Source organism: Kribbella sp. VKM Ac-2571 (assembly GCF_004362255.1).
In the GTDB taxonomy this organism is placed as follows: Bacteria; Actinomycetota; Actinomycetes; order Propionibacteriales; family Kribbellaceae; genus Kribbella; species Kribbella pratensis.
Window position 1 is genome coordinate 497,865 of sequence record NZ_SNWS01000001.1, and the last position, 22,973, is coordinate 520,837.

At 66.7% G+C, this 22,973-nt stretch carries 20 protein-coding genes and 1 riboswitch; of the genes, 17 read left to right on the forward strand and 3 right to left on the reverse strand.

Features of this window, described 5'->3' with window-relative positions:
- The first annotated feature begins 191 nt into the window (after positions 1-191).
- On the forward strand, positions 192-593 hold the full coding sequence (locus EV651_RS02465) for a VOC family protein (protein ID WP_133781479.1): 402 nt from the start codon (positions 192-194) through the stop codon (positions 591-593).
- A 61-nt stretch (positions 594-654) separates the two neighbouring features.
- On the opposite strand, the gene trxA is transcribed toward EV651_RS02465, so the two are convergent.
- Both trxA and EV651_RS02475 read right to left on the reverse strand, forming a co-directional pair.
- Complete coding sequence (gene trxA / locus EV651_RS02470; protein WP_133781481.1) at positions 655-1,044, reverse strand: thioredoxin; 390 nt, start codon at positions 1,042-1,044, stop codon at positions 655-657.
- A gap of 152 nt (positions 1,045-1,196) precedes the next feature.
- The gene (locus tag EV651_RS02475; RefSeq protein ID WP_133781483.1) at positions 1,197-2,072 is read right to left on the reverse strand and encodes an aldo/keto reductase; all 876 of its coding nucleotides are present in this window, start codon (positions 2,070-2,072) and stop codon (positions 1,197-1,199) included.
- Positions 2,073-2,526: 454 nt separating this feature from the next.
- Here EV651_RS02475 and EV651_RS02480 point away from each other — a divergent pair, with 454 nt between their 5' ends.
- The 15 genes from EV651_RS02480 (at position 2,527) to EV651_RS02550 (ending at position 20,750) form a co-directional block, all read left to right on the forward strand.
- A complete protein-coding gene (locus EV651_RS02480) occupies positions 2,527-3,804 on the forward strand; it encodes a conjugal transfer protein (RefSeq protein ID WP_133781485.1) in 1,278 nt (425 codons plus the stop codon).
- A gap of 49 nt (positions 3,805-3,853) precedes the next feature.
- The gene (locus EV651_RS02485) at positions 3,854-4,141 is read left to right on the forward strand and encodes a hypothetical protein (protein ID WP_130380595.1); all 288 of its coding nucleotides are present in this window, start codon (positions 3,854-3,856) and stop codon (positions 4,139-4,141) included.
- The gene (locus EV651_RS02490) at positions 4,141-4,704 is read left to right on the forward strand and encodes a hypothetical protein (RefSeq protein WP_133781487.1); all 564 of its coding nucleotides are present in this window, start codon (positions 4,141-4,143) and stop codon (positions 4,702-4,704) included. The genes EV651_RS02485 and EV651_RS02490 overlap by 1 nt, the downstream gene beginning before the upstream one ends.
- Positions 4,701-7,712 carry an ATP-binding protein gene (locus EV651_RS02495; RefSeq protein WP_133781489.1) on the forward strand — a complete coding sequence of 1,004 codons (3,012 nt, stop codon included), beginning with the start codon at positions 4,701-4,703 and terminating at the stop codon, positions 7,710-7,712. The genes EV651_RS02490 and EV651_RS02495 overlap by 4 nt, the downstream gene beginning before the upstream one ends.
- Positions 7,709-9,706, forward strand: a complete 1,998-nt coding sequence (locus EV651_RS02500) for a type IV secretion system protein (protein ID WP_133781491.1) — start codon at positions 7,709-7,711, stop codon at positions 9,704-9,706. Before EV651_RS02495 ends, EV651_RS02500 begins: the two co-directional genes overlap by 4 nt.
- A 174-nt stretch (positions 9,707-9,880) precedes the next feature.
- Complete coding sequence (locus EV651_RS02505; RefSeq protein WP_133781493.1) at positions 9,881-10,504, forward strand: hypothetical protein; 624 nt, start codon at positions 9,881-9,883, stop codon at positions 10,502-10,504.
- Between the two features lie 117 nt (positions 10,505-10,621).
- A complete protein-coding gene (locus tag EV651_RS02510; protein WP_238156605.1) occupies positions 10,622-11,674 on the forward strand; it encodes a hypothetical protein in 1,053 nt (350 codons plus the stop codon).
- A 241-nt stretch (positions 11,675-11,915) separates the two neighbouring features.
- Positions 11,916-12,836, forward strand: coding sequence for a M48 family metalloprotease (locus EV651_RS02515; protein WP_166658468.1), 921 nt, complete (start codon positions 11,916-11,918; stop codon positions 12,834-12,836).
- Positions 12,833-14,494: a type IV secretory system conjugative DNA transfer family protein gene (locus EV651_RS02520; RefSeq protein ID WP_133781499.1), complete on the forward strand. Its 1,662-nt coding sequence runs from the start codon at positions 12,833-12,835 to the stop codon at positions 14,492-14,494. Before EV651_RS02515 ends, EV651_RS02520 begins: the two co-directional genes overlap by 4 nt.
- A gap of 421 nt (positions 14,495-14,915) precedes the next feature.
- Complete coding sequence (locus EV651_RS02525; protein ID WP_133781501.1) at positions 14,916-15,146, forward strand: hypothetical protein; 231 nt, start codon at positions 14,916-14,918, stop codon at positions 15,144-15,146.
- Positions 15,147-15,465: 319 nt separating this feature from the next.
- Complete coding sequence (locus EV651_RS02530) at positions 15,466-16,884, forward strand: M36 family metallopeptidase (protein ID WP_202870124.1); 1,419 nt, start codon at positions 15,466-15,468, stop codon at positions 16,882-16,884.
- 38 nt (positions 16,885-16,922) lie between these two features.
- On the forward strand, positions 16,923-17,852 hold the full coding sequence (locus tag EV651_RS02535; RefSeq protein WP_133781505.1) for an oxidoreductase: 930 nt from the start codon (positions 16,923-16,925) through the stop codon (positions 17,850-17,852).
- Positions 17,853-17,911: 59 nt separating this feature from the next.
- The gene (locus tag EV651_RS02540; protein WP_133781507.1) at positions 17,912-19,501 is read left to right on the forward strand and encodes an alpha/beta fold hydrolase; all 1,590 of its coding nucleotides are present in this window, start codon (positions 17,912-17,914) and stop codon (positions 19,499-19,501) included.
- Positions 19,502-19,589: 88 nt separating this feature from the next.
- The gene (locus tag EV651_RS02545; RefSeq protein WP_166658469.1) at positions 19,590-20,405 is read left to right on the forward strand and encodes an aldo/keto reductase; all 816 of its coding nucleotides are present in this window, start codon (positions 19,590-19,592) and stop codon (positions 20,403-20,405) included.
- 3 nt (positions 20,406-20,408) lie between these two features.
- Positions 20,409-20,477, forward strand: a riboswitch (guanidine-III (ykkC-III) riboswitch).
- 24 nt (positions 20,478-20,501) lie between these two features.
- The gene (locus tag EV651_RS02550; RefSeq protein WP_133781511.1) at positions 20,502-20,750 is read left to right on the forward strand and encodes a hypothetical protein; all 249 of its coding nucleotides are present in this window, start codon (positions 20,502-20,504) and stop codon (positions 20,748-20,750) included.
- Here EV651_RS02550 and EV651_RS02555 read toward each other — a convergent pair.
- Complete coding sequence (locus EV651_RS02555; RefSeq protein ID WP_133781513.1) at positions 20,747-21,595, reverse strand: hypothetical protein; 849 nt, start codon at positions 21,593-21,595, stop codon at positions 20,747-20,749. The genes EV651_RS02550 and EV651_RS02555 overlap by 4 nt on opposite strands.
- 194 nt (positions 21,596-21,789) lie before the next feature.
- Here EV651_RS02555 and EV651_RS02560 point away from each other — a divergent pair, with 194 nt between their 5' ends.
- Positions 21,790-22,824, forward strand: coding sequence for a MoxR family ATPase (locus tag EV651_RS02560; RefSeq protein ID WP_133781515.1), 1,035 nt, complete (start codon positions 21,790-21,792; stop codon positions 22,822-22,824).
- The last annotated feature ends 149 nt before the right edge of the window (positions 22,825-22,973 follow it).

The following is a 22,973-nucleotide window of genomic DNA, read 5'->3' on the forward strand; positions in this document are numbered from 1 at the left end:
TCTTCGAGCAGCCCCTTCGGTGACCCTCCTCGGGCAGTACCTCACCTGCCCGCACCTCCTCAGGCCACCACGTTGCCGCTCCGGTCAGCCCTGAGAGCGGGCCCTGGCGTCTTTCTCCTGCCCAGGGCCCGCTCTTTTCTGTCGGTGGGCTGTGCGATTGTGCTCCCTCAGACTTCTGGGAGGGGTATGCCATGGTGCTGCGCTGGTACACGGTCGTCATCGACTGCCACGACGTACGCAAGCAAGCGGCCTGGTGGGCCGAGGCATTCGGATGGAAGACGATCATCGAGACCGATGACGAATGCGTGAACGTGCCCGGCTGGGTCGAGCCGGACAGCATCAAGGACCTGCCGTGGGAGCGGATCGGCCCCGGGATGGTGTTCGTCCCCGTGCCCGAGGGCAAGACGGTGAAGAACCGCCTGCACCTCGACTTCGCCCCGCACACCAGCCAGGACCGCGACGCCGAAATCGCCCGCCTGGAAGCCCTCGGCGCTCAGAGAGTGAACGTCGGCCAACCCGAGGGCCTCGGCTGGACAGTCCTGGCCGACCCAGAAGGCAACGAATTCTGCGTCCTCAGCTCCCGCGACTACTGAGCCCGGACAAAGCGAATCCGGGGACTCGACGGGAGTCCCCGGATTCGTTGAACTGTTCGGATCAGTGGGTGTGCGGCTCGGCGCCGTGTTCGGCTTCGTGGGCGGCGATCTGGGCCTTGACCTCGTCCATGTCGACCGCGCGCAGCTGGCCGATCAGGTCCTCCAGGCTCGCGGCCGGGAGCGCACCCGCCTGGGAGTACAGAACGACGCCGTCGCGGACTGCCATCAGCGTCGGGATGGACCGGATCTGGAAGGCCTGCGCGAGCTCGCCCTGCGCCTCGGTGTCGACCTTGCCGAAGGTGATGTCACCGTGCTGCTCGGACGACTTCTCGAACACCGGCCCGAACATCTTGCACGGGCCACACCACTCGGCCCAGAAATCCACCAGGACGAGGCCGTCGCTACCGACCACGTCGTTGAAGTTCTCCTGGGTCAGCTCGACCGTTGCCACTACGACCTCCGAAAGTAGATGAGTACGTGTCTGTCAACAACGATCGGCGGCCGAATTGTTCCCGCATCCCCGGCCCGGTACGCCGGCCGTTCTCGTACGCCGTACGACTGACCGGAATGCGGAGTCTCGTATGTGACCTGGGCCACGTTGTCTCAGATGGGCATGTCCACGAAGGGTGACGCGTAGTCCTGCACCTCGTCGAGGATCGAGGCGGCGGCCTCCGGGGTGAGGTCGGCGCGCTCGCGCTCCGCGACGATCATCTGCCGCAGCAGCCGGGTCTCACCCGCGGTAGCGAGCCCGGTGATCTCGGGATGCCCGTTCAGCAGCCACGCGGTCGCGGCCGTGATGTAGCGCTGATCGTCGAACGGCCGGTACCAGGTGTCGTACGTCTTCTGCTCGCCTTCGGCCCAGTTCCGCCGGGCGATCATCTTGATCGTCATCAGCGCCGCGTCCGACGCTTTGACGGCCTCCACGAGGGCCGCGTAGTCATCGGCGTACTGCGGATCCGTCGACAGCTTGTAGTTCAGCGGCGTGAGCACACTGTCGAAGTCGAACCGGCGCAGCCCCTCGGTGTGCACCGACGGCGCCTGCGCGGTGTGGCCGGTGATGCCGATCGCGCGGACCATGCCCTCGTCCTTGGCCCGGATCGCCGCTTCCAGCGATCCGCCCTTGCCGGTCACGAGATCGAGGTTCTCCAGGTCGCACACGGCGTGCATCTGGATCAGGTCGACGTGGTCGGTCTGCAACCGCTCCAGCGACCGGTTGATCTCGCTCCAGGCCTCCTCGAACGTCCGGCGGCCGGTCTTGGTGGCGAGGAAGATCCGGTCCCGGATCTCCGGCATCCGCGGTCCGAGCCGGAGCTCGGCGTCGCCGTAGTCGGCGGCCACGTCGAAGTGGTTCAGGCCCGCGTCGAGCGCTTCCTGGATCGACGCGTCGGCGCGGTCCTGGTCGACGCCGCCGAGCGATGCGGCGCCGTAGATCAGCACCGAGCTCTGGTGGCCGAGTCTGCCCAGTCGGCGAGTTTCCATCCTGGTCCTCCAGGGGTAGCAGGGATCACTCCGACCTTATGCCCGGAAGCGCTCTCGGCAAGCGGTTGTACACAGCCGATTTTGACCCCTTCGCCACGGGAGAGTTTTCCACAGGCGGTCCGGCTCATCGGTTACTATGAGTGATCGCTTGATGCGTTCCTTACCATGTTGTTCGCACGGATTTTCGAACCTGTCCGCGGCGTGTGGCATGGTGTGCGCTGCCCGCCCGACCCGAGCGGGCATGAGAGAGGAGCTATGACGACGGTACCGAAGGTGTCACGCTTGGCCGTTAGAAGTGACGGCGAGGGTGACACTGCCCGCGAGTGGGGTAACAGTATGGCAGCGGAGAGCGATGAACTATCCGGATCCTGGGTTCAGGTCTCCCGGAGTGCGGTCGCTTGCCGTATTCTCCCGGCTACTGTCCGCGTAACTGCTGTCTGAGGGGCGGGTAGGGATGAGTTGGTGGCGAACGTTGCTGAATCTGCCGCCAAAAGGTGAGCACTGGTCGGACCAGCGCAGGACAGATCAGCGCCGGAAGAAGGCGGGCAAAGGACGCCCGCAAAGCACCGCGCCGGAGTGGTGGGCCCACCCCGGCGGGCCGGTGTCACCTACCCCTCGCCAGGCGCAGGGTGTAGCCGCGCAGTACGCCGCTCCCCACGGTCAGCCTCCGCAGAACCCGGCGCCGCCGCCCGGTGGCGTGATGGCACCGCCGCGTCGTCCTGGTGCGCGCCCTCCGGAGGCACCGCCGCAGGGCCCGGCGCCTCGTACTCCCGAACGCCTGAAACAGCGTTCGCCCCACGGCGCCCACGCGGCGCCCGGGCCGGTCCGCGAGGTGCTGGAGCCCGGGCAGACGCCGTGGTCGACCGAACCGGAGTCCTCTTTCTCCACGTGGGCCCGGCGGTTCTTCCGCGGCCTCGTGGTCGTCGTACTGCTGCTGGCCGCGATCAGTGGCATCCGTTCCTGGATCGCACCCAACAAGACGCCGGAGACGGTGGTCAGCGGGCAGAGCAGCTTTCCGTCCGCGGAGGCGAGTGCGGTCGCGACGCGGTACGCCATGTCGTACCTGACCTGGGACGAGAGCAACCCCAACGCCCGTCCGGCGCAGATCGGCCTGGACCTCGCCGCCGGCCTGGACAGCGCCGCCGGCTGGAACGGCCGCGGCAAGCAGACCGCCGACGTCGCGTACCCGGGCGAGGTGACGGCCGACTCCAACGGCATCACGGCCGTCGTGGACGTCCGGGTCCGCGTGTACACGTTCACCAAGCGGGGCAGCAGCTGGGCCGCCGGCCCGATCGCCTGGCAGCGCATCTCGGTCCCGGTCGCGCGGACCGCGTCGCGGGTCGTGGTCAGCGGGCCGCCGACGTTCGTCCCGGACGAGCGGGCGCCGCTGCCGAGCAACATGCCGGAGGCAGGCAAGCCGGACGACGACCTGACCGCCGCGACCGAGACGGATGCGGAGGCGTTCTTCGCGGCGTATGCCGAGTCCGACAAGAAAGTGTCCGCGGTGACCGCACCCGGTTCGACCATCCGCAGCCTGAACGGTGCGGTGAAGTTCAGTGAACTCAAGGACTGGCAGGTGTACGCGGGCAACGACGACGAGCGGCGGGCGACCGCGGCCGTCACCTGGGACGGGGTGGGTGACACCACTCTGAGCCAGACCTACACGCTCACGCTGAGGCGTACTGTCGCCACGGACGGAGCACAGCGATGGCAAGTGGCTGCCGTCGGATGAATCCAGCTACTGGCCATCGGATGACCGAGGCAACAAGGGAGACACCGCAATGACGACTCACGAACTGGCTGCGAGCGTGCTTCAGCTTGCCGTGCCCATGGCCGACCCCAATGTGCCGACGGGCGCGGACTTCAAGGACTGGGTCCTGGTCATCGCGGGGAACATCTTCATCGCGATCCTCGTGTTGCGGGCCATCGGCCACTACTTCAAGCGCGAGTGGGGCGAGCTGTTCGGCCACATCGCGGCCGGGGTGCTGGTCGGCGGGCTGATCTACGCCAACAACCAGACCATCAACGTGCTCAAGGGCTTCTGGGGATTGCTGTCCGGAGGTAATTGATGCGAGTCGGCCGCACCCTGACCCACCACTTCGAGATCGAGACCCGGCAGTACGACCTGCTCGGGATCGACCTCGGAGAAGGCGCCCGGCGCCGGATGATCATCTTCGGAGCGGTGATCATCGTGCTCTGGATCGCGTTGCTGTTCCCGTTCATCGGCGTACCGAAGAAACCCACGGTCAGCCTGTACGTCGTGCCGCCGTTCGTGATCACCGCGTTCGGCTGGCGCCCCGGCAGGTTCCACGAGCGTCGCCGGCGGGTGACCGAGTGGGCGCTCACCGTCCGGTACGCGTTGCGGGCGCACCGCCCGATCATCGGCCTGGGCGCGCGCGCCGCCGACAAGACGGAGTACCTGCCCTGGCGGGAGCGTTTCTCGACCCGGAAGGTGGCCGACCTGGCCAAGGCCCGGGTCACGCCGGAGTGGGAACGTGAGGTCGTGGTGGAGGTCGACCCGATGGTCCGCGCGGGCGCGGACATCACCGTCAACCAGCGGGCACGCCTGCTGGGCTCGGATTACGTACAACGGGTGAGTCGCAGGACGTCGTCAGGGAAGGGCCGCGGATGAAGATCGCTGACAAGCTCCTGAACCTGGTGGGGGTCGGCCGCGAGCGCGGCTTGCCGCCACCTCGTCTTGTGGCCATCGCCGACGGCCTGCTGGTGACCGAGCGCAGCGCCGAGGCGTGGTTCCTGATCTCGGTGGCGAACACCGACCTGGCCACCGAGGCCGAGCAGGACGCGGCCCTGGACGCGGCGGTCAGCGCGGCGGCGACGATCCTCGGTGACCGGCTCAGCCATCTGAAGGTGGTCTGGGGCCGTTCGACCGGCCAGGACTACATGGACTCTGTGGCCGGCCACTACCGCCTCGGCGACCACGAGGCGTGGGCGCAGACCCGGGCCGACCGGATCGACGAGATGCGGATGCCGGAGCGGTACGTCGCACTCGGCGTACACCTGTCCGACCGCGACCCGCGGGCAACCGCGCAGGTCCGCGGCTCGATCAGCGATGCCCTCGGTACGACGTCGTGGCGGGTGAGCGCGCGCGAGCTCGCGCACCTGGACGAGCGGGTGCGCAAGCTCGCCCGTCAGCTCGGCTCGACCGTGTGGCGGGCCCACACTGCGCCGGCTGAGGTGATTTCCTGGTTGATCAGCCGCGAGATGCACCGCGGTGCGGTCGCGGCGCCGCGACGCGGTCTGATCACGGGTGCCTCGCTGGCGCGGCTGACGTCCGGTCGCGTGGTGCCGTACACGGACCATCTGCGGATCTACGACACGCGTGGCCAGATCGCGGCGTACACGACTGTCCTCGCGATGACGGACTTCCCCGAAGAGCTCGAGACACCGGGCGCGGGGGAGTGGTTGCGGACGCTGTCGGAGATCAAGGCGATCGACGACGACGGCGACGAGATCGACGTCACCGTCGAGGCCTCCGTCCGGTTCCGCGTACTGACGAAGAAGACCGCGCGCCATCTGGTCGACGAGACCCGGAAGAGCGCGAAGGAGCAGCGCCGCTCGGCCGCGAAGGGTACGGCGGAGGAGACGGCCGACGAGATCGTCGAGACCGAGCGCGTCATGCGTGAGGTCAAGCGCGACATCAACCGCAGCGGTCTGACGCTGGTCGAGGACCACCCTCGGTTGCTGGTCAGCGCGGACACGCGTGAGGACCTCGAGGCGTACGTCGACGCGGTCATCGCGCACTACGCGGACCGGGGCATCACCGTTGCCGCCGGGGCGGACGAGCAGCGCGACCTGTGGCTGGAGTCCTTGCCGGGTGACCAGTTGCGTGTGCCCGACCTCGGGCACGTGCGTGAGTCGACCGCGTTCTTCGGGTCCTGGTTCTGGGGCGGCGCGTCGATCGGTGACGCCACTGGGCCGGCCATCGGCTATCTGACCGGCTCTACGCCCGGTCTGGTGCGTTTCGATGCCGCAGCTGGTTCTGCACTGGGTGACGCGACCACGACGCTGTTCCTCGGCCGGTCTGGTCGAGGGAAGACGACTGCCGCGATGCTGGGCGGTCTGGACTCCGCGTTCGCCGGTGCGTGGGTGCCGCTGCTGGACCTGAAGGGCGACGCTGCCGGCGTGTCCGCGGTCGCGGCGGAATACGGCGTACCGACTGCTGTCATTGAGATCACGGCGCAGTTCTCCGGTGCTGCAGACCTGCTGCGGGTGCTGCCTGTTGATGACGCACTGCTGCAAGCCCCCTCGCAGCTGATGCTCTTGCTGCCACCACACCTGCGCGGTGCGGCTGAGGCGCCAGTCATGGCTGCCACCCGTGCTGAGATTCAGTCACCTGATCCGTCGTCGTGGGGTGTGATCCAGCGGCTGTGTGCCTCCGATTCGGAGACTGTGCGGACCGTCGGCTTCGCGCTGCGCGACCTGGTCGAGACAGGCCTCGGCTCCGTCGTCGCCGGCCCCCCATCGGGCCTCTCCTCCCTGACCACGAACCCAGGCCTCTGGGTCGTCCAGATGCCCGGTCTGACGCTGCCGTCCCCCGAGTCGGCCCCCGAGTCCTGGTCCCCGATCGAACGCGTCGGCATGGCTTGCCTCCGCGGCTGCCTGGCCTGGATGGTCCGTACGACGGGACGTCGCGAGTTTCGCGGCCGCTCCAAGGTCGTCATCGTCCCTGAGGTCCACCTGCTGACGAAGACCCCCGACGGCGCCTCCTTCCTGGACTACATCGCCCGTGTCGGCCGCGCCCTGGGCGCCTCCCTGGTCCTCGACACCCAGGACCCGGCCTCGATCCTGAAACTCCCCGGCCTCGTCGAGCAGATCACCACTCTGTTCGCCTTCAGCCTCCGCTCCCGCGAACAGGTCGACTCGTTGCTGGAGCTCCTGGGCCGCCCGCAAACCCCGCCGTACCAAACCCTGGTCCGCGGCATCAACACCGCCGCCAACGGCAAATCCATCCGCCACGGCCACTGCATCATGCGAGACCGCTGGGACGAAGTAGCCACAGTCCAGATCGACATCCCCAGCCAACGGGTAGCAGCCCTGCTCCGCACCACCCCCGAATCCGAACACGCGACCGCCGCGGCTCCCGCGATTCCGGCGTACGAACCCGAAGACCCCTTCGCAGACGACGAAGAGTTCCTCGAGCCGGCACCTGCTGCCCAACTCCAGGACCACGTGACCGCGCCTGCCCGACCGCCGACTCCTGGTCCCTCAGCTGCAGCGCCGGTCCAGGTCAACCAGCCGCTCCCCACACCACCCGCGGCCGCGACCCACCCAGCGAACGCCACGGCTCCTCAGCCTGCGGGGCCTGAGCCCACTGAACCGCCGCGCCAGCCCGCGCCCCCAGAACCCGCGGCAGAGGCGGCCCCGCAACAAGCGTCCTCTCAGCCGTCCCAACCGGTCCCCCCAGCGGTCGCCCAACAAAACGGCCACCCGCCAATCCCCAACGGCCAGGACGCCCCCGATGACCACCGTCGCGCCCTCCGCCACGACTCACCCATCGGCCCCGACGAGGTCTACGACCAAGAAGCAGACGAGGCCGCCTACAACGAGGCGATGTACCCCGCCTACGACCCCACTGAACAACCCACCAAGCCCTCCAGCGGCAAGGAGCACGTCGCATGAGATGGCAGCGCCGAACCCGAACGGCTCTAACCGTCCTCGCCATCTCCCTCATCATCACCTCCCAGGTCGCCCTCGCCGCCGACCCCAAGCAGCCGACGACGCCGACGGGCTTCGCGGACCTGCTGCCGACACCCGACTTGACGCACGGCGACACCAAAACACTCTTCGAGCAGTACTCGCCGATGGCATTCAACCTTGACTTCGAGGGCAGCCTGCGGGACCCATTGCGGCCGATCTTCAACTCCTTCGCCAATTTGCTGATGATGTTCGTCGTCGCGGCCACACGCGCTGGGATCTCCGTCGGATGGTGGCTGTTTTCGTTCACCGACATTCGCCCCTTGATGAACGCGACTTCGGGCGCGATTGGTGGCGTCAGTGGACAGTTGACCGCTTGGTTGTTGCCGTCAGCGCTCGCTTTCGGAGCCATCGCAGCGTACGTACATCGCCGTTCGACGGGGACCTCTTTCGGACAGCTTGTGTGGGTGTTTGCGGCTGGTCTCCTCGCGATCAGTCTCGCGTTCGGCGCCGCAACGTGGCTCAAGGGAATCGACGGCGCAAGGCAGGTTGGCGCCCAAACAGTGATGGGTGCGTCGGATCAAGTTCTTGGCCAGACCCTCAAGACCCCGATCGAGATGCCGGAACCGGCGTTCCCCGGAAATTCACGCGACACAATGCTTCGGAAGTCCGGAGACTCCGCGTGGCGAGGGTTCGCCGCAACACCGTGGTGCATCGCCGAGTTCGGATCGATTGACGCGTGCAAGCGGTACGGAAAGGGCCTGCTGGACGTAGGGGTCGACTCCGACAAGCGCATGGACTACATCAACAACGTTGTAGCCAAGGGCGAAGGAAGCGGCGATGCTCCAACGGTCAAGTGGGCGAAGGGTGAGAATGCCTTTGGGCGCGTTGGGGTGCTGCTCGTTGCGGGGGTCGCGGCAGCGATCTATGCGTACCTGATCATCGGCCTCGCCGTTACGGCACTCATGGCGTTCGTCGGCTGTCTAGTGCTCCTGGTGGTCGGCGTCATCTTCGCATGCTTGTTCATCGTTCCCGGGCGCTCACGGCAATGGGGCATGAACTGGCTAGAGTCGCTCCTTGGACTGATCCTTCAATCGGTGGCGGCGATGCTTGTATTCGGCATCGCGCTCTCGATGCTGACGGCCGTCTTCACGATGAGTAGCACTCTCGGGTGGCTCCCGGTGACCTGTCTGGCGTTGGTTGTTCTTGTCGCGGCTTATCGGCTCCGACGCCTGCTGGAGAGTCTGACATCGTCCATGCGCCCAGGGCTTGGCAGCATGGTGATGGGATCGTATGCACGGCGTGGGGCAGTTCAAGCCGTCCGGCGTGTGGTCACGGCGCTTCGTAGCCGGGGATCCGCGCCGACGCCCACAGAACGTCCGAAAGACGGGCGTCGACAACCAGGGGACACGAGTCCGGGGGAGCGCGTCGAGACCAACCGAAACTACCGGACCATGCCGCCCCTGGGTCGACGCAGCCCTCACGGCGGTGACGAAGAGCAGGGCGCTACTTCCAGTGGCCGTCGCGCGCCGATCGGTCACGCGTCTGGCGGGACAAGCGGTCAGGGACCCGCTGGTGGTGGCGTGCCTGTTTCGGGGCGGCCGGGCTCGGTGTCGGTTCCCGGCTCGCACGGACGGTCGGGGCCGATTCGTCAGGACGACGTACCGCGCCGCCGGACGAAGGGGACGATATATCAAGTTGGCTCAGTCGAGCCCAGCAAGATCAGCAAGAAGGCTGGTTCAAGCTCGGCCTCGGTTACTGGAAGCTCGGGACGCCATGCGAAACCATCGGCGACTGCAGCCCAGTTGCGTAATGGAGGCTACGAACCACGCCGCACACATGTTTACTCGGCAAGCCTGCGCGAAGGTCCGCCAAAGCGCTCGCGGGTGGCGCGTAGGCAGCCTGCTCTTAATTCGAGGGCCTACCGGGAGTACTCGGCGGTCCGTAGTGCTCCAAAACGTCCATCCGGAGGACGGTGAGGCGCCGTGCCGGCAGCTCGAGATCACGGTCAGGAATCAACTGACGGCAACAGCACACACCCGGATGAGACATCCGAGCGGAGGTCTCGCCGCCAGCGCCGTTCGGAGGATGCCGCCCGCCAGCGCGCGGAGCTGCGTGACCGCAGGCGGAGCGAGCCGGCGAGTCCGCTTGGAGTGATCGCTGTCGTGGTTCTGCTGGCCGTTATCGTCTTGGGCGTTGGCGGCGGGCTCCCGCGGCTCCTCGGTCAGAAGTCGGAGGATCAGGATCCGGTCGGTCTGCTCACACCGGGCGCCAGTTCGGTGAGCGAGTCGGGTACGTCGCAACCGTCGGTGTCCGAGATCACGGGCTCAGCGGCCGAACCATTGACGACCCCTCCGCCACAGACAGAACGGCCGGGCGTGGCCGCGACCACAGCGGCTGACACCACGGCGCGCAGCTGGGCGAATTTGTTCTACAAGCGCACGCCAGCAACCGAGACCTATGAGCAACTCGTCGACCGGGCTAGCCAGTTCACGACGCCCGAACTTGCCACGAGCTTCGCGAGTGCAGGTGACGCGACGTACGACGCTCTGCGGAATTCTGGAGGCACATCGAAGGTTCTGTCGGTTGCGGTGGCCGCGCCGAGGCCAGATACAGCACCGACAGATACTCCAACCAGGATCACCCGGCTCGTCACAGTCAAGGTACAGACGACTGGCAAGGATGCCGGAATCTTCGATGTGCCCTTGCTTGTGACCTTGTTTCGCGAAGGTGATCGTTGGTTGGTCGGGTCGATCGACGGCGGGACGGGGCCATGACGGCACCCTTGGACGGCTTGAATGTTTAGCGGCCGTGATCTCGCTCAGGCCGCTGGCCTTGCTGGCGCCAAGAGCATCGCCCCGAAGATCGCGGGCATGGGTGCGATCTTGACCCTTATGGCTGTCGTCGTGCTTGCACCCTTCGGCGCGACCGGCGACCAGGTCAATGCCGCTTGCCCGCCGAATGCCCCGGGGGCGGGCCAAGATCCCGAGGCGAAAGGGCCACTGCGGGCCAGTCAGGTCGCCTACGCAAGAATCATCGACCGGGTTGCCGTACAACGTGGCTTGCCGGGACAGGCGACACTGATCGCGCTGATGACGGCCCTGGTCGAATCGGATCTGCAGAATCTGAGTTATGGCGATGCGGATTCGGTTGGTCTGTTCCAGCAACGGCCAGGTGCCGGATGGGGAACGCCCGCGCAAATCATGGATCCGAGTTATGCAGCGGGTGCCTTCTTCGGCGGTTCAGCGCCGCCGAGCCCACCGGGGCTCGTCGACATCAATGGATGGCCGTCGATGAATCTTGGTGATGCGGCACAAGCCGTGCAGGTGTCGGCTTTTCCGGATCGCTACGCGCTTCGTGAGCAGCAGGCGAGGCAGATCGCTGGGCTTGCCGGTATCGACCTCAATCGCGCAGGTGATCCGTACGCCGGTCGCACCGGCGGCGCCCCAGGCGGGGGAGGCAGCACCGAGACTCCGGGCCAAGCAGGCGATGTGTGTGATGGCGGTCTGGTTGACGGAAAGCCGATTGCTGGTCACTGGCCGCCGGAGGAACAGACTGTTCCAGACCCGACGGGTACGGGGGGCATGGTGACTCCGCGGACCGCATCTTGGGTCGCGGCCGCGCGAGGTGCCCTACAGAACCCGAGCATGTCTTGCTGGGATGCGCATGCGTGGAACCCGACAAGTGACCACCCCAAGGGCAAGGCCTGCGACGTCTTTGTCGGCGGCGATGGTCGCAAAGTACCGGCAGCACGGGCAAAGGGGGACCGCTACGCAAACTGGACCGTTCAGACGGCTGCGCAGACTGGCGTGCGGTATGTCATCTGGTACGGGAAGATTTGGAGTGCCCGGACGGGGCAGTGGCGTGTGTACAACGGCGGGGGAGTCTACGATCCGTCGAGTGCGACCGGTGGACACTTTGACCATGTGCATGTCTCGATGTATTGAGCTTCTCGTGACAGAGGACGAATTGGCCGATGAAGGCGGGACGAGGTGGAGGGTTTGTCGACTGTGAGTCGTCGGACGGTGCGGGAAGTCGTGGATGAACGCATCTGACGCATCAGACGGACAAGACGATCGGCCTGGTTCGTTCTCGGCCGACAGTTGGCAGCCAACTCCTCGTAGTCAAGGCGACCGAGGAGCGCCAGACGCGCCGGACACTGCACCTGGGTCCTTCAGTCCAACCGACGTGCCTGCCCTACCTGCGCCACCGCCGCAGCAGGGCGTCCGGATCTCGGTTCCGTCCGCGGCCGAATTGTTGCTTGGGATTCCGTGGGCGCTGTGGAGTTTTGGCGTTGTGTCGTCAGTTGCTTCCTGGTTCTCGTCGGGCTGGGTCAGCCTCATGATTGTCGTGCTCTGGATTCTGTCGGGCCTCGTGGTCATTTGGCCTGCGACCGAGGACTATATCGCGAGGTACCTGTACCGATTACGCCGGCCGACACTGATGGAGCAACAGAAGCTCGATATCTCGTGGCGGGCGGTTTGCGCACGTGCCGAGGTCGATCCCGGCTATTACAGGCTCTGGGTCGAAGAATCTGACACCATCAATGGTTCGGCAGTGGCGGGTCGCTCGGTCTCCGTCACGCGTTGGGCACTGAACAACTTGCCGCCCAGGCAGCTGCAAGCGGTACTTGCACACGAGCTCGGGCATCATCGCGGTGGTCACCCGTGGGCCGGGTTGCTCGTGTTTTGGTACGCGCTGCCGGGCCGCTTGCTCGTTTCGTTCATCCAGGCATTGTTTCGTATCGGCGGCCGTGTCCCCGCTCTCGGCTGTCTGATCGTAGGCTTCTTCGCCCTATCCCTTGGCGGACTGATTCTCAATTCGCTCATCTTTGGACGCTGGGGGTGGGCCGAGTACGCGATCCTGCCGATCTTGGTTCCGATTCCCTTGGCCTGGTTCAGCCGTCGAGCAGAGCTGATGGCTGATCGTGTGTCAGCTGAGTTGGGCTACGCGCGAGATACGATTGCTTTCCTGTACGACCTTCAATCCCAGGGGCATGACGTCGCTCGACGCGCTGCGGGCTGGCGTGGCGCGTTGTACGCCACGCACCCATCACTTGCGGATCGAATCCGAACCCTCGAGCGCTATACACAGGGAACGCGATCATGAACGGACGCCGCGAACGCTTCGAATCATTCAAGCGGAAACTGGCTGCCATAGCCGGAGCCGAGGTCGCGAGCGATCGGACTGCCGACGTTTCACCGGGCGTTGCGGAGCCGACGACACAGCCGTGGGATTCCATCCGTGCATCACACTCCGAACTCGCCGACCATCTGGACGAACTCGCGGCTGGTGCCGATTTCGGTGATGTGGATCGAGCGAGGATCGCCCACGGCATTGCGCGTGCGCGGCATGACCCGGCCGAGCTGGAGCGTCTCGCCGACGCGGTCGCGCGGGAGCACGGCGCTGCGCTGGTTCACCCGTCCCAACAGCGCAATCTGCCGCAGCCTCGGTTCGCAGTACACAATCTGCTCGCTGGGCAGGTAAGACTGGGGGAAGTTGTACCCGATCACCGGAGCGACTACGGGGTTGTCGGCGATTTTGGCCTGGACCTGGACGTCCTCCGAACCTCGCTGCTCGTCATCGGCCCTCCCGGCTCGGGTAAGACTCGCGGTATCGCGATCCCGATCGTCGAACACCTGTCGCTCGCGGCGCTGACTGGTAAGGCCAGCATGGTCGTAGTTGATCCCAAATCGACTGACTTCGCATATGCCGGATGGTTCGACGTCACGATTGACCCTCTTAATCCAACCTGTGGATTCAGCTTGTTCGGTGGATCGAGGACCGCCGACGTGGCGGCGGATCGCCTAGCGTCCGCGCTGCTCCCACCACGGGTCACCGACGACAAGGCGTACTTTATCGACGCTTCGAAGAACGCGCTGTACGCCTGCTTGGAGCCTTTCTACACGGCCTACGAGCGATGGCCGACGGTTCCGGAGCTGCTCGGCTTGCTTCGCGCGGATCAAAGTGCGATCGACGGCGTCAAGTCGCGGCTCAAGGGTCCCGGTGCGAAGGATCTGAAGGCGCTACTGGATACTCGTCGGACGCAGATCCAGCGGACCGCGGACCCAGCGGCAAGTCTTGTCGAGCGGTTCGCTCTTCTCGACCGGCCGTCGCTTCGTAAGTTGCTCGACCATCCCGGGCCGACATTCCAAATGCGTGATCTGAACAGGCCCGTCAGGGTCCGCGTCTCGCTCCCAGAAGCTGAATACCCTGACGCATCCCGGATTCTCGCTCGGCTCGTTGTGTCTCAGTTCGTGCAGATCACGTCATCTTCGGAGGCCGACCGGTCGATCTTCAAAGGTCTCGTCATTGACGAGGCGGGTCGATTCGTCGACGACTACGTCGCGCGCGGCGTTCAGAAGTTGCGTTCCAACAACGCAGGCTTGGTTCTGCTGACGCAGACGATGACTGACTTCCCGCCTGACGTGCGTGCCACAGTGTTCGGATCCACTGGTTGCAAGGCGGTGTTCGGCGGGATCGATCCTGCGGACGCCGACGTCTTCTCTCGATGGTTCGGCGACCAATACGTGACTGAGACGACAATCAACAGAAGCGCAACCTCAGGTGTTCGCTATGACCAGTACGGATCGGCGGACGGTCGGACAGAGAGTCAAACGGCGGGCTATAGTGCCCGCCGCATCGAGCGAGCCCGTTGGTCTGTTTCCGACATCATCACCGGAGTTCCGCCTGGGCACGCACTGATCTCACTCGCGCGATCGAATGGTGCGCGAGTAGGCCCGGTGCTCGTCAACCTGCGTGGTTGAAGCGGGCATGACACCCGCGGCCCTGGATGCGATACGGCGCCACGACATCATCGACCGTACCGACGTGCCCGCCGGCCATGCGTTGGTCTCGCTCGCCCGATCGAACGGCGTTCGCGTCGGCCCTGTCCTGGTTAATCTGCGAGCGTAGAGCAGACCGCGGCGCACGGAGTCGAGTCCAAAGATGCGCCGCGGTCTCATCAGCATCAACGGTGTTAGCGCACCTCCGCCGACGCTTCACCATATCGGATGTCGCGACAGGCGGCTATCGGCGCAAGGCTGTTAGCCCAGGATGCAGGCTTGCTAGCCTGTATGAAAAGACAGAGGTACCACACGGTGCTTTCGTTCACTTGTGATCGATTCGCCGGGTGGTTGTTAGCGCAACTCTGGGCGAATTCGTCACCTGAAACCAGGAGTCGAGTCCATGGTTGCTACTAACGCCCGTCGTGCGCGCACTTCTTTCCAGAAGAAAGTTGAGCGTTGGAATGCCAATGTGGTTGCGTTGACCTCGTTGATGGGGAGTCTGATTGGTCTGCTTCGGCGGGTCGCTCAGGTTGTCCTGATCGTGGTTGCCGTGGTTGCGGTGTTCTCTCCGGGGCTTTTGCCGCTCGTGGCTGCGATGTCTGCTCTGCTGCTGCAGATTCGGCGTTCGTAAGTGCGGGGCATGACAGCTCGACCCATGTGGTCGGGCTGTTGTGCTTTAGGAGTCCAGGCGTTGCTCCAGGGAGTTGCTGATGGGTCCGTGGGCGGGGGCTGGGTTGTGGGCGGTGGGTGAGGGCACGGTGGGGAGGCTCGGGGTAGGAGGGTTTCCCTTGTGGGGTGGGGGGCGGTGACTTTCTGCTTCCCAGGGGGTGCTGTGCGCAACTAGGGTTTGACGGATCGTAGTGGTTGCGTTACGGAAGCTGGATGTGGGAGGGAAACGGATGAGGAAACGCCGTCAGGCGCTTGTGGCTGTTACTGCAGGGTTGGCCACTGTGTCGCTTGGGTTGTCGTTTACCAGTGCCGCGGGGGCCGCGCCGGAAGCGGCGCCGGGCAATCCGAACGGGCTGAAGTTGGTCAAGAGCAAGACGTCGTTGCTTGGCAAGCATTATTGGTACCAGCAGACCTTCAAGGGGCTGCCGGTGATCAATGGGTACTACGCCAAGCACGTGGCCAAGGATGGCGCGGTGCAGATCGCGGACGGCCGGGACGCCGTACCGGCGAACCTGGATGTCAGTGCGGCGGTCGCGCCGGCGTCCGCTACGCAGACCGCCAACGCAGCGGTCACCGCGCGCGCGAACCGTGCCCGGATCGCCGGGCCGAACAAGAACGTCGTACCGCAGCCGGGGGCGACCAGCGGGGCCGCGCAGCTCGCGGTGATCGGCGGGCCGAACGCGCGCCTGGTCTGGAACGTCACCAGTCGCTCGGCCGAGGGCGTTACCCGCTCGCTCGTCGACGCGGACAGCGGCGCCGTCGTCGAGTCGAAGGTGATCAGCGACAACGTCGACGGCCGCGGCTCGGTGTTCGACCCGAACCCGGTGGTCAGCGAGCAGAACGAGAAGCTGACCGACCAGAACGACAAGAACCAGGACGCGTTGTTCCTGGCGCAGAAGAACGTGATCCTGCGCAACCTGGACGGGTCCGGCAAGCTCATCGGCACGTACGTCAACATCGCCGAGGCCAAGGGCGGCCTGGCCCAGAGCAAGACCAACACGTTCGTCTACCAGCGCGCGAACGACAAGTTCGAGCAGGTGATGGTGTATTACCACATCAACCAGACGCAGGAGTACATCCACCAACTCGGGTTCACCGAGGTCAACAACGAGTCGCAGGACTTCTCGGTCGACACGTACGCGGGGGACAACTCGTTCTACGACCCGTCGACGGACATGATCACGGTCGGCGAGGGCGGTGTCGACGACGCCGAGGACGCCGAGGTGATCTGGCACGAATACGGGCACGCGATCCAGGACGACGTCGTGCCGGGCTTCGGTGAGTCGGAGGAGGCCGGCGCGATCGGCGAGGGCTTCGGCGACTACTGGGCCGTGACGATGTCGGTCCCGGTGAGCAAGGGCTTCGAGCTGCCGTGCGTGATGGACTGGGACGCCACGTCGTACACGACCGACGAGCCGCACTGCCTGCGCCGGACCGACACCGGTAAGACCATCGACGACAAGACCGGTGAGGTCCACGACGACGGCGAGATCTGGTCGAACGCGCTGTGGGACATCCACCAGGCGCTCGGCCGGACGAAGGCGAACAAGCTGATCCTCGAGTCGACGTTCTTCTACGACCCCGACACGTCGTTCGCCGCCGCGGCCCAGGACACCGTCCAGGCTGCCCGGCTGCTCTACGGAAAGCCGGCCGCCGCCCAGGTCACGAAGGCCTTCCAGGACCGCAAGATCCTCCCGTAGCAAGCAGCAGGTCGTGCGCCCACCACTACTGTGGGCGCATGACCTGGAGTACGGCGGACATTCCGGACCTGACTGGGCGGCTGGCGCTCGTGACGGGTGCCACGAGTGGACTCGGGTACGAGACCGCGCTCGAGCTGCTCCGGCATGGTGCGGACGTGCTGGTCGCTGCGCGGAATCCGGAGAAGGCGGCGCAGGCGGCGGCAACCCTGACACAGAAGGCCGGACGAGCGCCGGCGGTCCTCGAGTTGGACCTGGCTGATCTGGCGAGTGTCCAGCGGGCGGCCGAGGAGGTCGTCAAGTCGTACGACAGGCTGGATCTGCTGATCAACAACGCCGGCGTGATGGCGCCGCCGTACCGGCAGACGCTCGACGGGTTCGAGTTGCAGCTCGGCACCAATCATCTGGGTCACTTCGCGCTGACCGGTCGACTGCTTCCGTTGCTGGTCAAGGGCAGCCGGGTGGTCACGGTCAGCTCGTTCATGCACAAGACTGTGCGCGGTATCAGCGAGGACGACCTGCGGCGACCGGCGAGCAGCTACCGGAAGTGGGAGGCGTACGGGAAGTCGAAGCTCGCCAACCTGCTCTTCATGCTGGAACTCGATCGTCGCGCCCGCGCCGCCGGAGCCGATCTGCTGAGCGTCGCGGCGCATCCGGGGTATGCGGCGACACACTTGCAGGCAGCCGGTCCCGAGCTCGCCGGGCGCGCCCTGCAGGCGCGATTGTGGGGCGCCGGGACGCGCTTGGTCGCACAGTCCGCGGCGGCCGGCGCCTGGTCGAGTCTGTACGCCGCGACGTACCCGGATCTGCGTCCTGGCTCGTTGGTCGGCCCGAGCTTCTTCGAGTACCGCGGTACGCCGAAGGTCGTGCTGCCGTCCCGCACCGCACAGAACCCTGCGCTGGCGGCGCGTCTGTGGGCATGGTCGGTGGAGGCGACCGGGGTCGATCCGGCACTCACCGTGCCGAAGTAGTGACAGAGCGGCAACTTTCTGGTTACCCTCCGGTAATTCCAGTTGCCGGAGGTCTCCCTGTGCGCAAACTTGCCGCCGCCCTCGCAGTTGCCCTGACCCTGATCGCCACGACCCTGATCGCGATCGGTCCGCGTGCGGACGCGAGTCAGGCAGCGGCAGGGTTCAGTACGTCGTACCAGCGCATCCCCGGCGCCGACGGGATCGAGATCGGCGCCGTCGTACTGACGCCGACCGGGCAGGGCGACGGACCGTTCCCGCTCGTGGTGATGCCGTCGAGTTGGGGTGTGCCGAACGTCGAGTACGTCGGTCAGTGCGCGAAGCTGGCCACCGCCGGGTTCCAGGTGATCTCGTACTCGAGCCGCGGCTTCTGGGACACCGGCGGCGGCATCGACATCGCCGGTCCGCCGACCGTCGCCGATGTCAGCAAGGTGATCGACTGGGCGGCCGAGCACACGTCGGCGGACACCAGCCGGGTCGCCGCGGTCGGGATCTCGTACGGCGCCGGTACGTCGCTGCTCGCCGCGGCGCAGGACCCGCGGATCAAGGCGGTCGGTGCGCTGAGCGGCTGGGCGGATCTGATCCGGTCCCTGGATCCGAACGACACCGTCGCGCTGCAGGCGGTCGCCGGTCTGCTTGCCCTGGGCAACGTCACCGGCCGGCCCGGGCCGGAGATGGCGTCCCTGCAGACGAAGTTCGTCGCGGGTGACTTCGACGGTGCGATCGCGGAGGCGAAGCAACTGTCGCCGGTTCGCTCGGCGGCGACGATGGTAGACCAAATCAACGCCCGGAAACCGGCGGTCTTCCTCGCGAACGCGTTCGAGGATTCCATCTTCCCGCCGACGCAGTACACGGACTTCTTCACCGCGCTGACCGGTCCCAAGCGGCTCCTGCTGGCGCACGGTGATCACGCCACGCCGGAGGCGAGCGGGGCGATTGGTCTACCAAATGAGACGTGGGACGAGCTAGCCGGCTGGTTGCGGCATTACCTCACGGGTGCGGACAACGGCGCCGACACGGAGGCGCCGGTGCAGCTCAAGTCGCAGCGCGGCGTGTGGCGTGGGTATGCCAACTGGGCAGCGGTCGGCCAGGAGCGTACGTCGTACCTCACGAAGGCCGGCGCTTTGCAAGGGAACGAGTCGACCGGGTGGAGCCGGGCGATCGGGGCCGGTATACCAACTGTTGCCGACAGTGGTGTCGCGCTCGTATCGGGTGCTCTGCAAGGGCTGCTGTCGATCCCGACCGGGGTTGCGACGCCGCTCGTGGACAGAACGTTCGCGGGCGTTTGGTCCGGACCGGCGTTCGATCGTGCGGCCGTGGTCAACGGGTCGCCGAAGATGCATCTCACCGTGAAACCGTCGGCGGCGAGTACGTCGCTGTTCGCCTACCTGTACGACGTCGACGCGCTCGGCGTCGGCTCGTTGATCTCGCACAAGCCGTACACGCTGCGCGGGGCAACGCCGGGCAAGGCGATCCCGCTCGACGTCCTGCTCGAGGCGACGAGCTGGGAGGTGCCTGCCGGGCATCATCTCGTGCTCGTGGTCGACACGGTCGATCCGCGGTACCTCGGGCGCAGCGTGATCGGGTCGACGGTGACGTTCAGTTCGCCGGCGGGCGATCCGTCGTGGGTCAGCGTTCCACTGGCGGCGTGAACCTCAGCCGCCGGGGCGCTGGTTCGAGATGCGCGAAAGCCGCCGAGCCCCGATCCTGGTAGGTAACCGACCAGCGGAGGTGAGTGCGATGGCCGCACCGAGCCAGGTGCTCGCACCCCGCTCCGCGGGCCGGTTCCGCCCGCCACGGTTCGGGCTCGGCGGCTCACATCTCGGCGCCCCAGAAGCCGACCCGGGAAACGAGACCGCGGCCGAAAGAGCAGTCGCGACCATCGACGCGGCGTACCAGGCCGGCATCAGGTTCTTCGACACGTCTCCGGCGTACGGCGATTCCGAGCGACGACTCGGTACGGCGCTGCAGCGGCGGCCGCGTGGTGAGTTCCTGGTGTCGACGAAGGTGGTCGGCGCCGACCCGGAGGACTCGGTCCGGGCGAGCAGCGAGCGACTCGGTCTGGCCGTCGATCTGGTGTTCGCGCAGGACGACGACGCGGCGTACCCGGTGCTCGATCGGCTGCGGCGCGACGGCGTCATCAAGGCATACGGAGCGGTGTCGGACGATTGGCGCCGGCTCGACCGGCTGGTGCGGGACTTCGAACTGGACTGCGTGCTGCTCACCGGGCAGTACGAGATCCTCGATCAGTCGGCGCGGCCGCTGCTGGATCGGTGCCTGGCGCGCGGCGTCTCCGCGGTCGTGTCCGGCGTACTGACGCCACAAGTGCTGCACATGGAGACCGTCCAGGCACGCCGGCTGTCGGCGGTCTGCGAGCGGTACGGCGTCTCACTGCCGCAGGCAGCGCTCGCCTTTCCCAGCAGGCATTCCGCGGTCACGTCGGTCCTGATCGCGGCGTCGTCACCAGCGGAGATCCGGGCCGACGCGGCGCTCGTCCGGCAGCCGGTTCCGGAGCGGCTGTGGAAGGATCCGGAGCTGCTGCGCTTGCTATCCTGACACCAGGAGTTCGTGTTCCAGCGGGCTCCCCGGACGAGCGGCGCCGTACCCGGTCGGAGAAGACGACGCCTTGCCCCTCAGGGAGGGGGTCGTCTCATGCATGCGATCGATCTCGTCGAAATCGTTGGCGCGCTCACCATTCTGGTGGCGTTCGCCGCCGCCCAGGCCGGCAAGCTGCAGCAGCGCACGATCACGTACCAGCTCCTGAACCTGATCGGATCGGGGGTGCTGGCAACGATCGCCGCTGTGCAGCTGTCGTGGGGCTTCCTGCTGCTGGAGGGCAGCTGGGCGGTGATCAGCCTGCTCGGTCTACGGAGCCTGCTGAGGCACAAGCAACCGAACTAGAACTTGTCGCCCGGGTTCGTCGCCGTACCGGGCGAACCCGTCGGCGCCACCGTCGGGATACCGGTGCTCGGTGTGCCCGTCGTGGGGCTGGCCGTCGGCGGCGTCGCGGACCCCGTCCCGGTCCCCGGCGGCGGTGTGGTGGGCGTGACGGTGACCGTCGTGGTCCCGGTCGGCGTCGGGATGACGGGCTCCGGCTCCAGAGGCGCGGCGTGCCGGAACAGCAGCCACGCCAGGAACACCGCGAGCGCCATGATCACGGCCATCGTCAGCAGTGCGAACGCCAACGCCCACCGCGACGCCGGGCGCAGCGCGTTCGGCCACGGCAGCGGCCAGATCCGGAACAGGCCGGGGCGCCGCCGGTTCTCCCAGTAGTGGCGGAAATCCGGCCCGCGGAGCTTCCCGGGCTGCGGGATCCGGTCCATCAACACCGCGGACAGAACATCTTCGCCGCGGCGTTCGGCGATCAGCCGCTCGTCGGACGCCGCGCTGGACCCGTCGTCGGTCCGGATCGGCCCGATCGCGACCCAGAGCGCGAGATCGTCGTCGTCGGAGTCGTTGTGCGCGAGTACGGCGTCCTCGGGGAGTTCGTCGACGGCGTTCACGAACCGCTCGCGGGCGGCGGCGTCGTCGGCCGAACCCTCGGTCATCATCGCGACGATCGCGTCCCGGCCGTCCTCGGAGCTGGCGGTGTACAGATAACCGGCCGCGTTGGCGCCGAGGCGGCCGCGGAGCCAGAACTCGCCGACCCGCGGCGGGTCCTCCGGCTGCAGCGGGAGGGCGTCCGGAATCTCCAGCGCAGGCCGGTCTTCCGGCTGCACCTTCGGCTGGGATTCGGTCGCAGTCATCACCCCCAATCCCACCACATCCCCGGTAGCACTGTCGCGACAGCCGTCAGGGTGCCCGGGATTTGGGGTGGCGGGGGAGGATGGGACGGGGCTCCGGGAGCGCTGGCCCCGGTGATCTGATGGAATGGCTGGTGTTGCCAGTGGGGAATGACGGTGTTTGACATGGCTCGCGCGCGGGCCCCGGAAGGACAGGCATGACCGAAACCACGGTGCCGGCAGGAACGGTGGCCCAGCAGTCCCGGCTGATCGGCGAGGCCCTTGGCGAGGTCAAGCGGGTGATCGTCGGCCAGGAGCACATGGTCGAGACCTTGATGGTGTCGCTGCTGGCCAAGGGTCACTGCCTGCTCGAGGGTGTTCCGGGCGTCGCCAAGACGCTGGCCGTCCGGACCTTCGCCAGCGTGGTCGGCGGCACGTTCGCCCGGATCCAGTTCACCCCGGACCTGGTCCCGTCCGACATCGTCGGCACCCGGATCTACCGGCAGACCCGCGAGACCTTCGACATCGAGCTCGGCCCGACGTTCGTGAACTTCGTGCTGGCCGACGAGGTCAACCGCGCGCCGGCCAAGGTGCAGTCCGCGATGCTGGAGCTGATGGCCGAGCGGCAGGTGTCGATCGGCGGCCAGACGTTCCCGATGCCGAAGCCGTTCATCGTGATCGCGACCCAGAACCCGATCGAGTCCGAGGGCGTGTACCCGCTGCCCGAGGCGCAGCGCGACCGGTTCCTGGTGAAGATCGACGTACCGCATCCGCGCGGGCACGAGGAGTTCGAGATCCTCCGCCGGATGAGCGTCGACCCGCCGGAGCCGCGGCAGGTGCTCAAGCCGGAGACGATCCTCGAGCTGCAGCGGACCGCGGAGCAGGTCTTCGTGCACAACCTCGTCGCGGAGTACGCCGTCCGCCTGGTGATGGCGACCCGGACGCCGACCGACTTCCACTTGCCCGACCTGGAGCCGATCATCGAGCTCGGCGTGAGCCCGCGCGCAACCCTCGGTCTGATCGCGGCCGGCCGGGCGCTGGCGCTGATCCACGGCCGGGACTACCTGCTGCCGAGCGATGTCCAGACCGTCGCACTCGACGTGATGGGGCACCGGCTCGGCCTGACCTTCGACGCGGTCGCGGACAACATCGACCCGCGCGCGGTGATCGAGCGGATCCTGGCCACCGTCCCGCCGCCGCAGCCGGTCTGGCGCGACGGCACCGACGGCTCCGGCCGCCCGGAGTTTGTCTAGTGCTCCGGGCCCGGGAGTGCTTGGCGCTTGCGACGCCCAGGCACGCACCTCACGGCACTAGCCGAGCATCCACGATGCTCCGCATCGAGGACGCTCGTCTAGCACCGCGATCCACGCACCTGAACGCCGCAATCACTCAAGCCCACCCA

Bases quoted from the DNA above. Each gene is read 5' to 3' on its own strand.
- EV651_RS02465 (WP_133781479.1), top strand. From the start codon at position 192: ATGGTGCTGCGCTGGTACACGGTCGTCATCGACTGCCACGACGTACGC.
- EV651_RS02475 (WP_133781483.1), bottom strand. From the start codon at position 2,072: ATGGAAACTCGCCGACTGGGCAGACTCGGCCACCAGAGCTCGGTGCTG.
- EV651_RS02480 (WP_133781485.1), top strand. From the start codon at position 2,527: ATGAGTTGGTGGCGAACGTTGCTGAATCTGCCGCCAAAAGGTGAGCAC.
- EV651_RS02485 (WP_130380595.1), top strand. From the start codon at position 3,854: ATGACGACTCACGAACTGGCTGCGAGCGTGCTTCAGCTTGCCGTGCCC.
- EV651_RS02490 (WP_133781487.1), top strand. From the start codon at position 4,141: ATGCGAGTCGGCCGCACCCTGACCCACCACTTCGAGATCGAGACCCGG.
- EV651_RS02495 (WP_133781489.1), top strand. From the start codon at position 4,701: ATGAAGATCGCTGACAAGCTCCTGAACCTGGTGGGGGTCGGCCGCGAG.
- EV651_RS02500 (WP_133781491.1), top strand. From the start codon at position 7,709: ATGAGATGGCAGCGCCGAACCCGAACGGCTCTAACCGTCCTCGCCATC.
- EV651_RS02510 (WP_238156605.1), top strand. From the start codon at position 10,622: ATGGCTGTCGTCGTGCTTGCACCCTTCGGCGCGACCGGCGACCAGGTC.
- EV651_RS02520 (WP_133781499.1), top strand. From the start codon at position 12,833: ATGAACGGACGCCGCGAACGCTTCGAATCATTCAAGCGGAAACTGGCT.
- EV651_RS02525 (WP_133781501.1), top strand. From the start codon at position 14,916: ATGGTTGCTACTAACGCCCGTCGTGCGCGCACTTCTTTCCAGAAGAAA.
- EV651_RS02535 (WP_133781505.1), top strand. From the start codon at position 16,923: ATGACCTGGAGTACGGCGGACATTCCGGACCTGACTGGGCGGCTGGCG.
- EV651_RS02545 (WP_166658469.1), top strand. From the start codon at position 19,590: ATGGCCGCACCGAGCCAGGTGCTCGCACCCCGCTCCGCGGGCCGGTTC.
- EV651_RS02550 (WP_133781511.1), top strand. From the start codon at position 20,502: ATGCATGCGATCGATCTCGTCGAAATCGTTGGCGCGCTCACCATTCTG.
- EV651_RS02555 (WP_133781513.1), bottom strand. From the start codon at position 21,595: ATGACTGCGACCGAATCCCAGCCGAAGGTGCAGCCGGAAGACCGGCCT.
- EV651_RS02560 (WP_133781515.1), top strand. From the start codon at position 21,790: ATGACCGAAACCACGGTGCCGGCAGGAACGGTGGCCCAGCAGTCCCGG.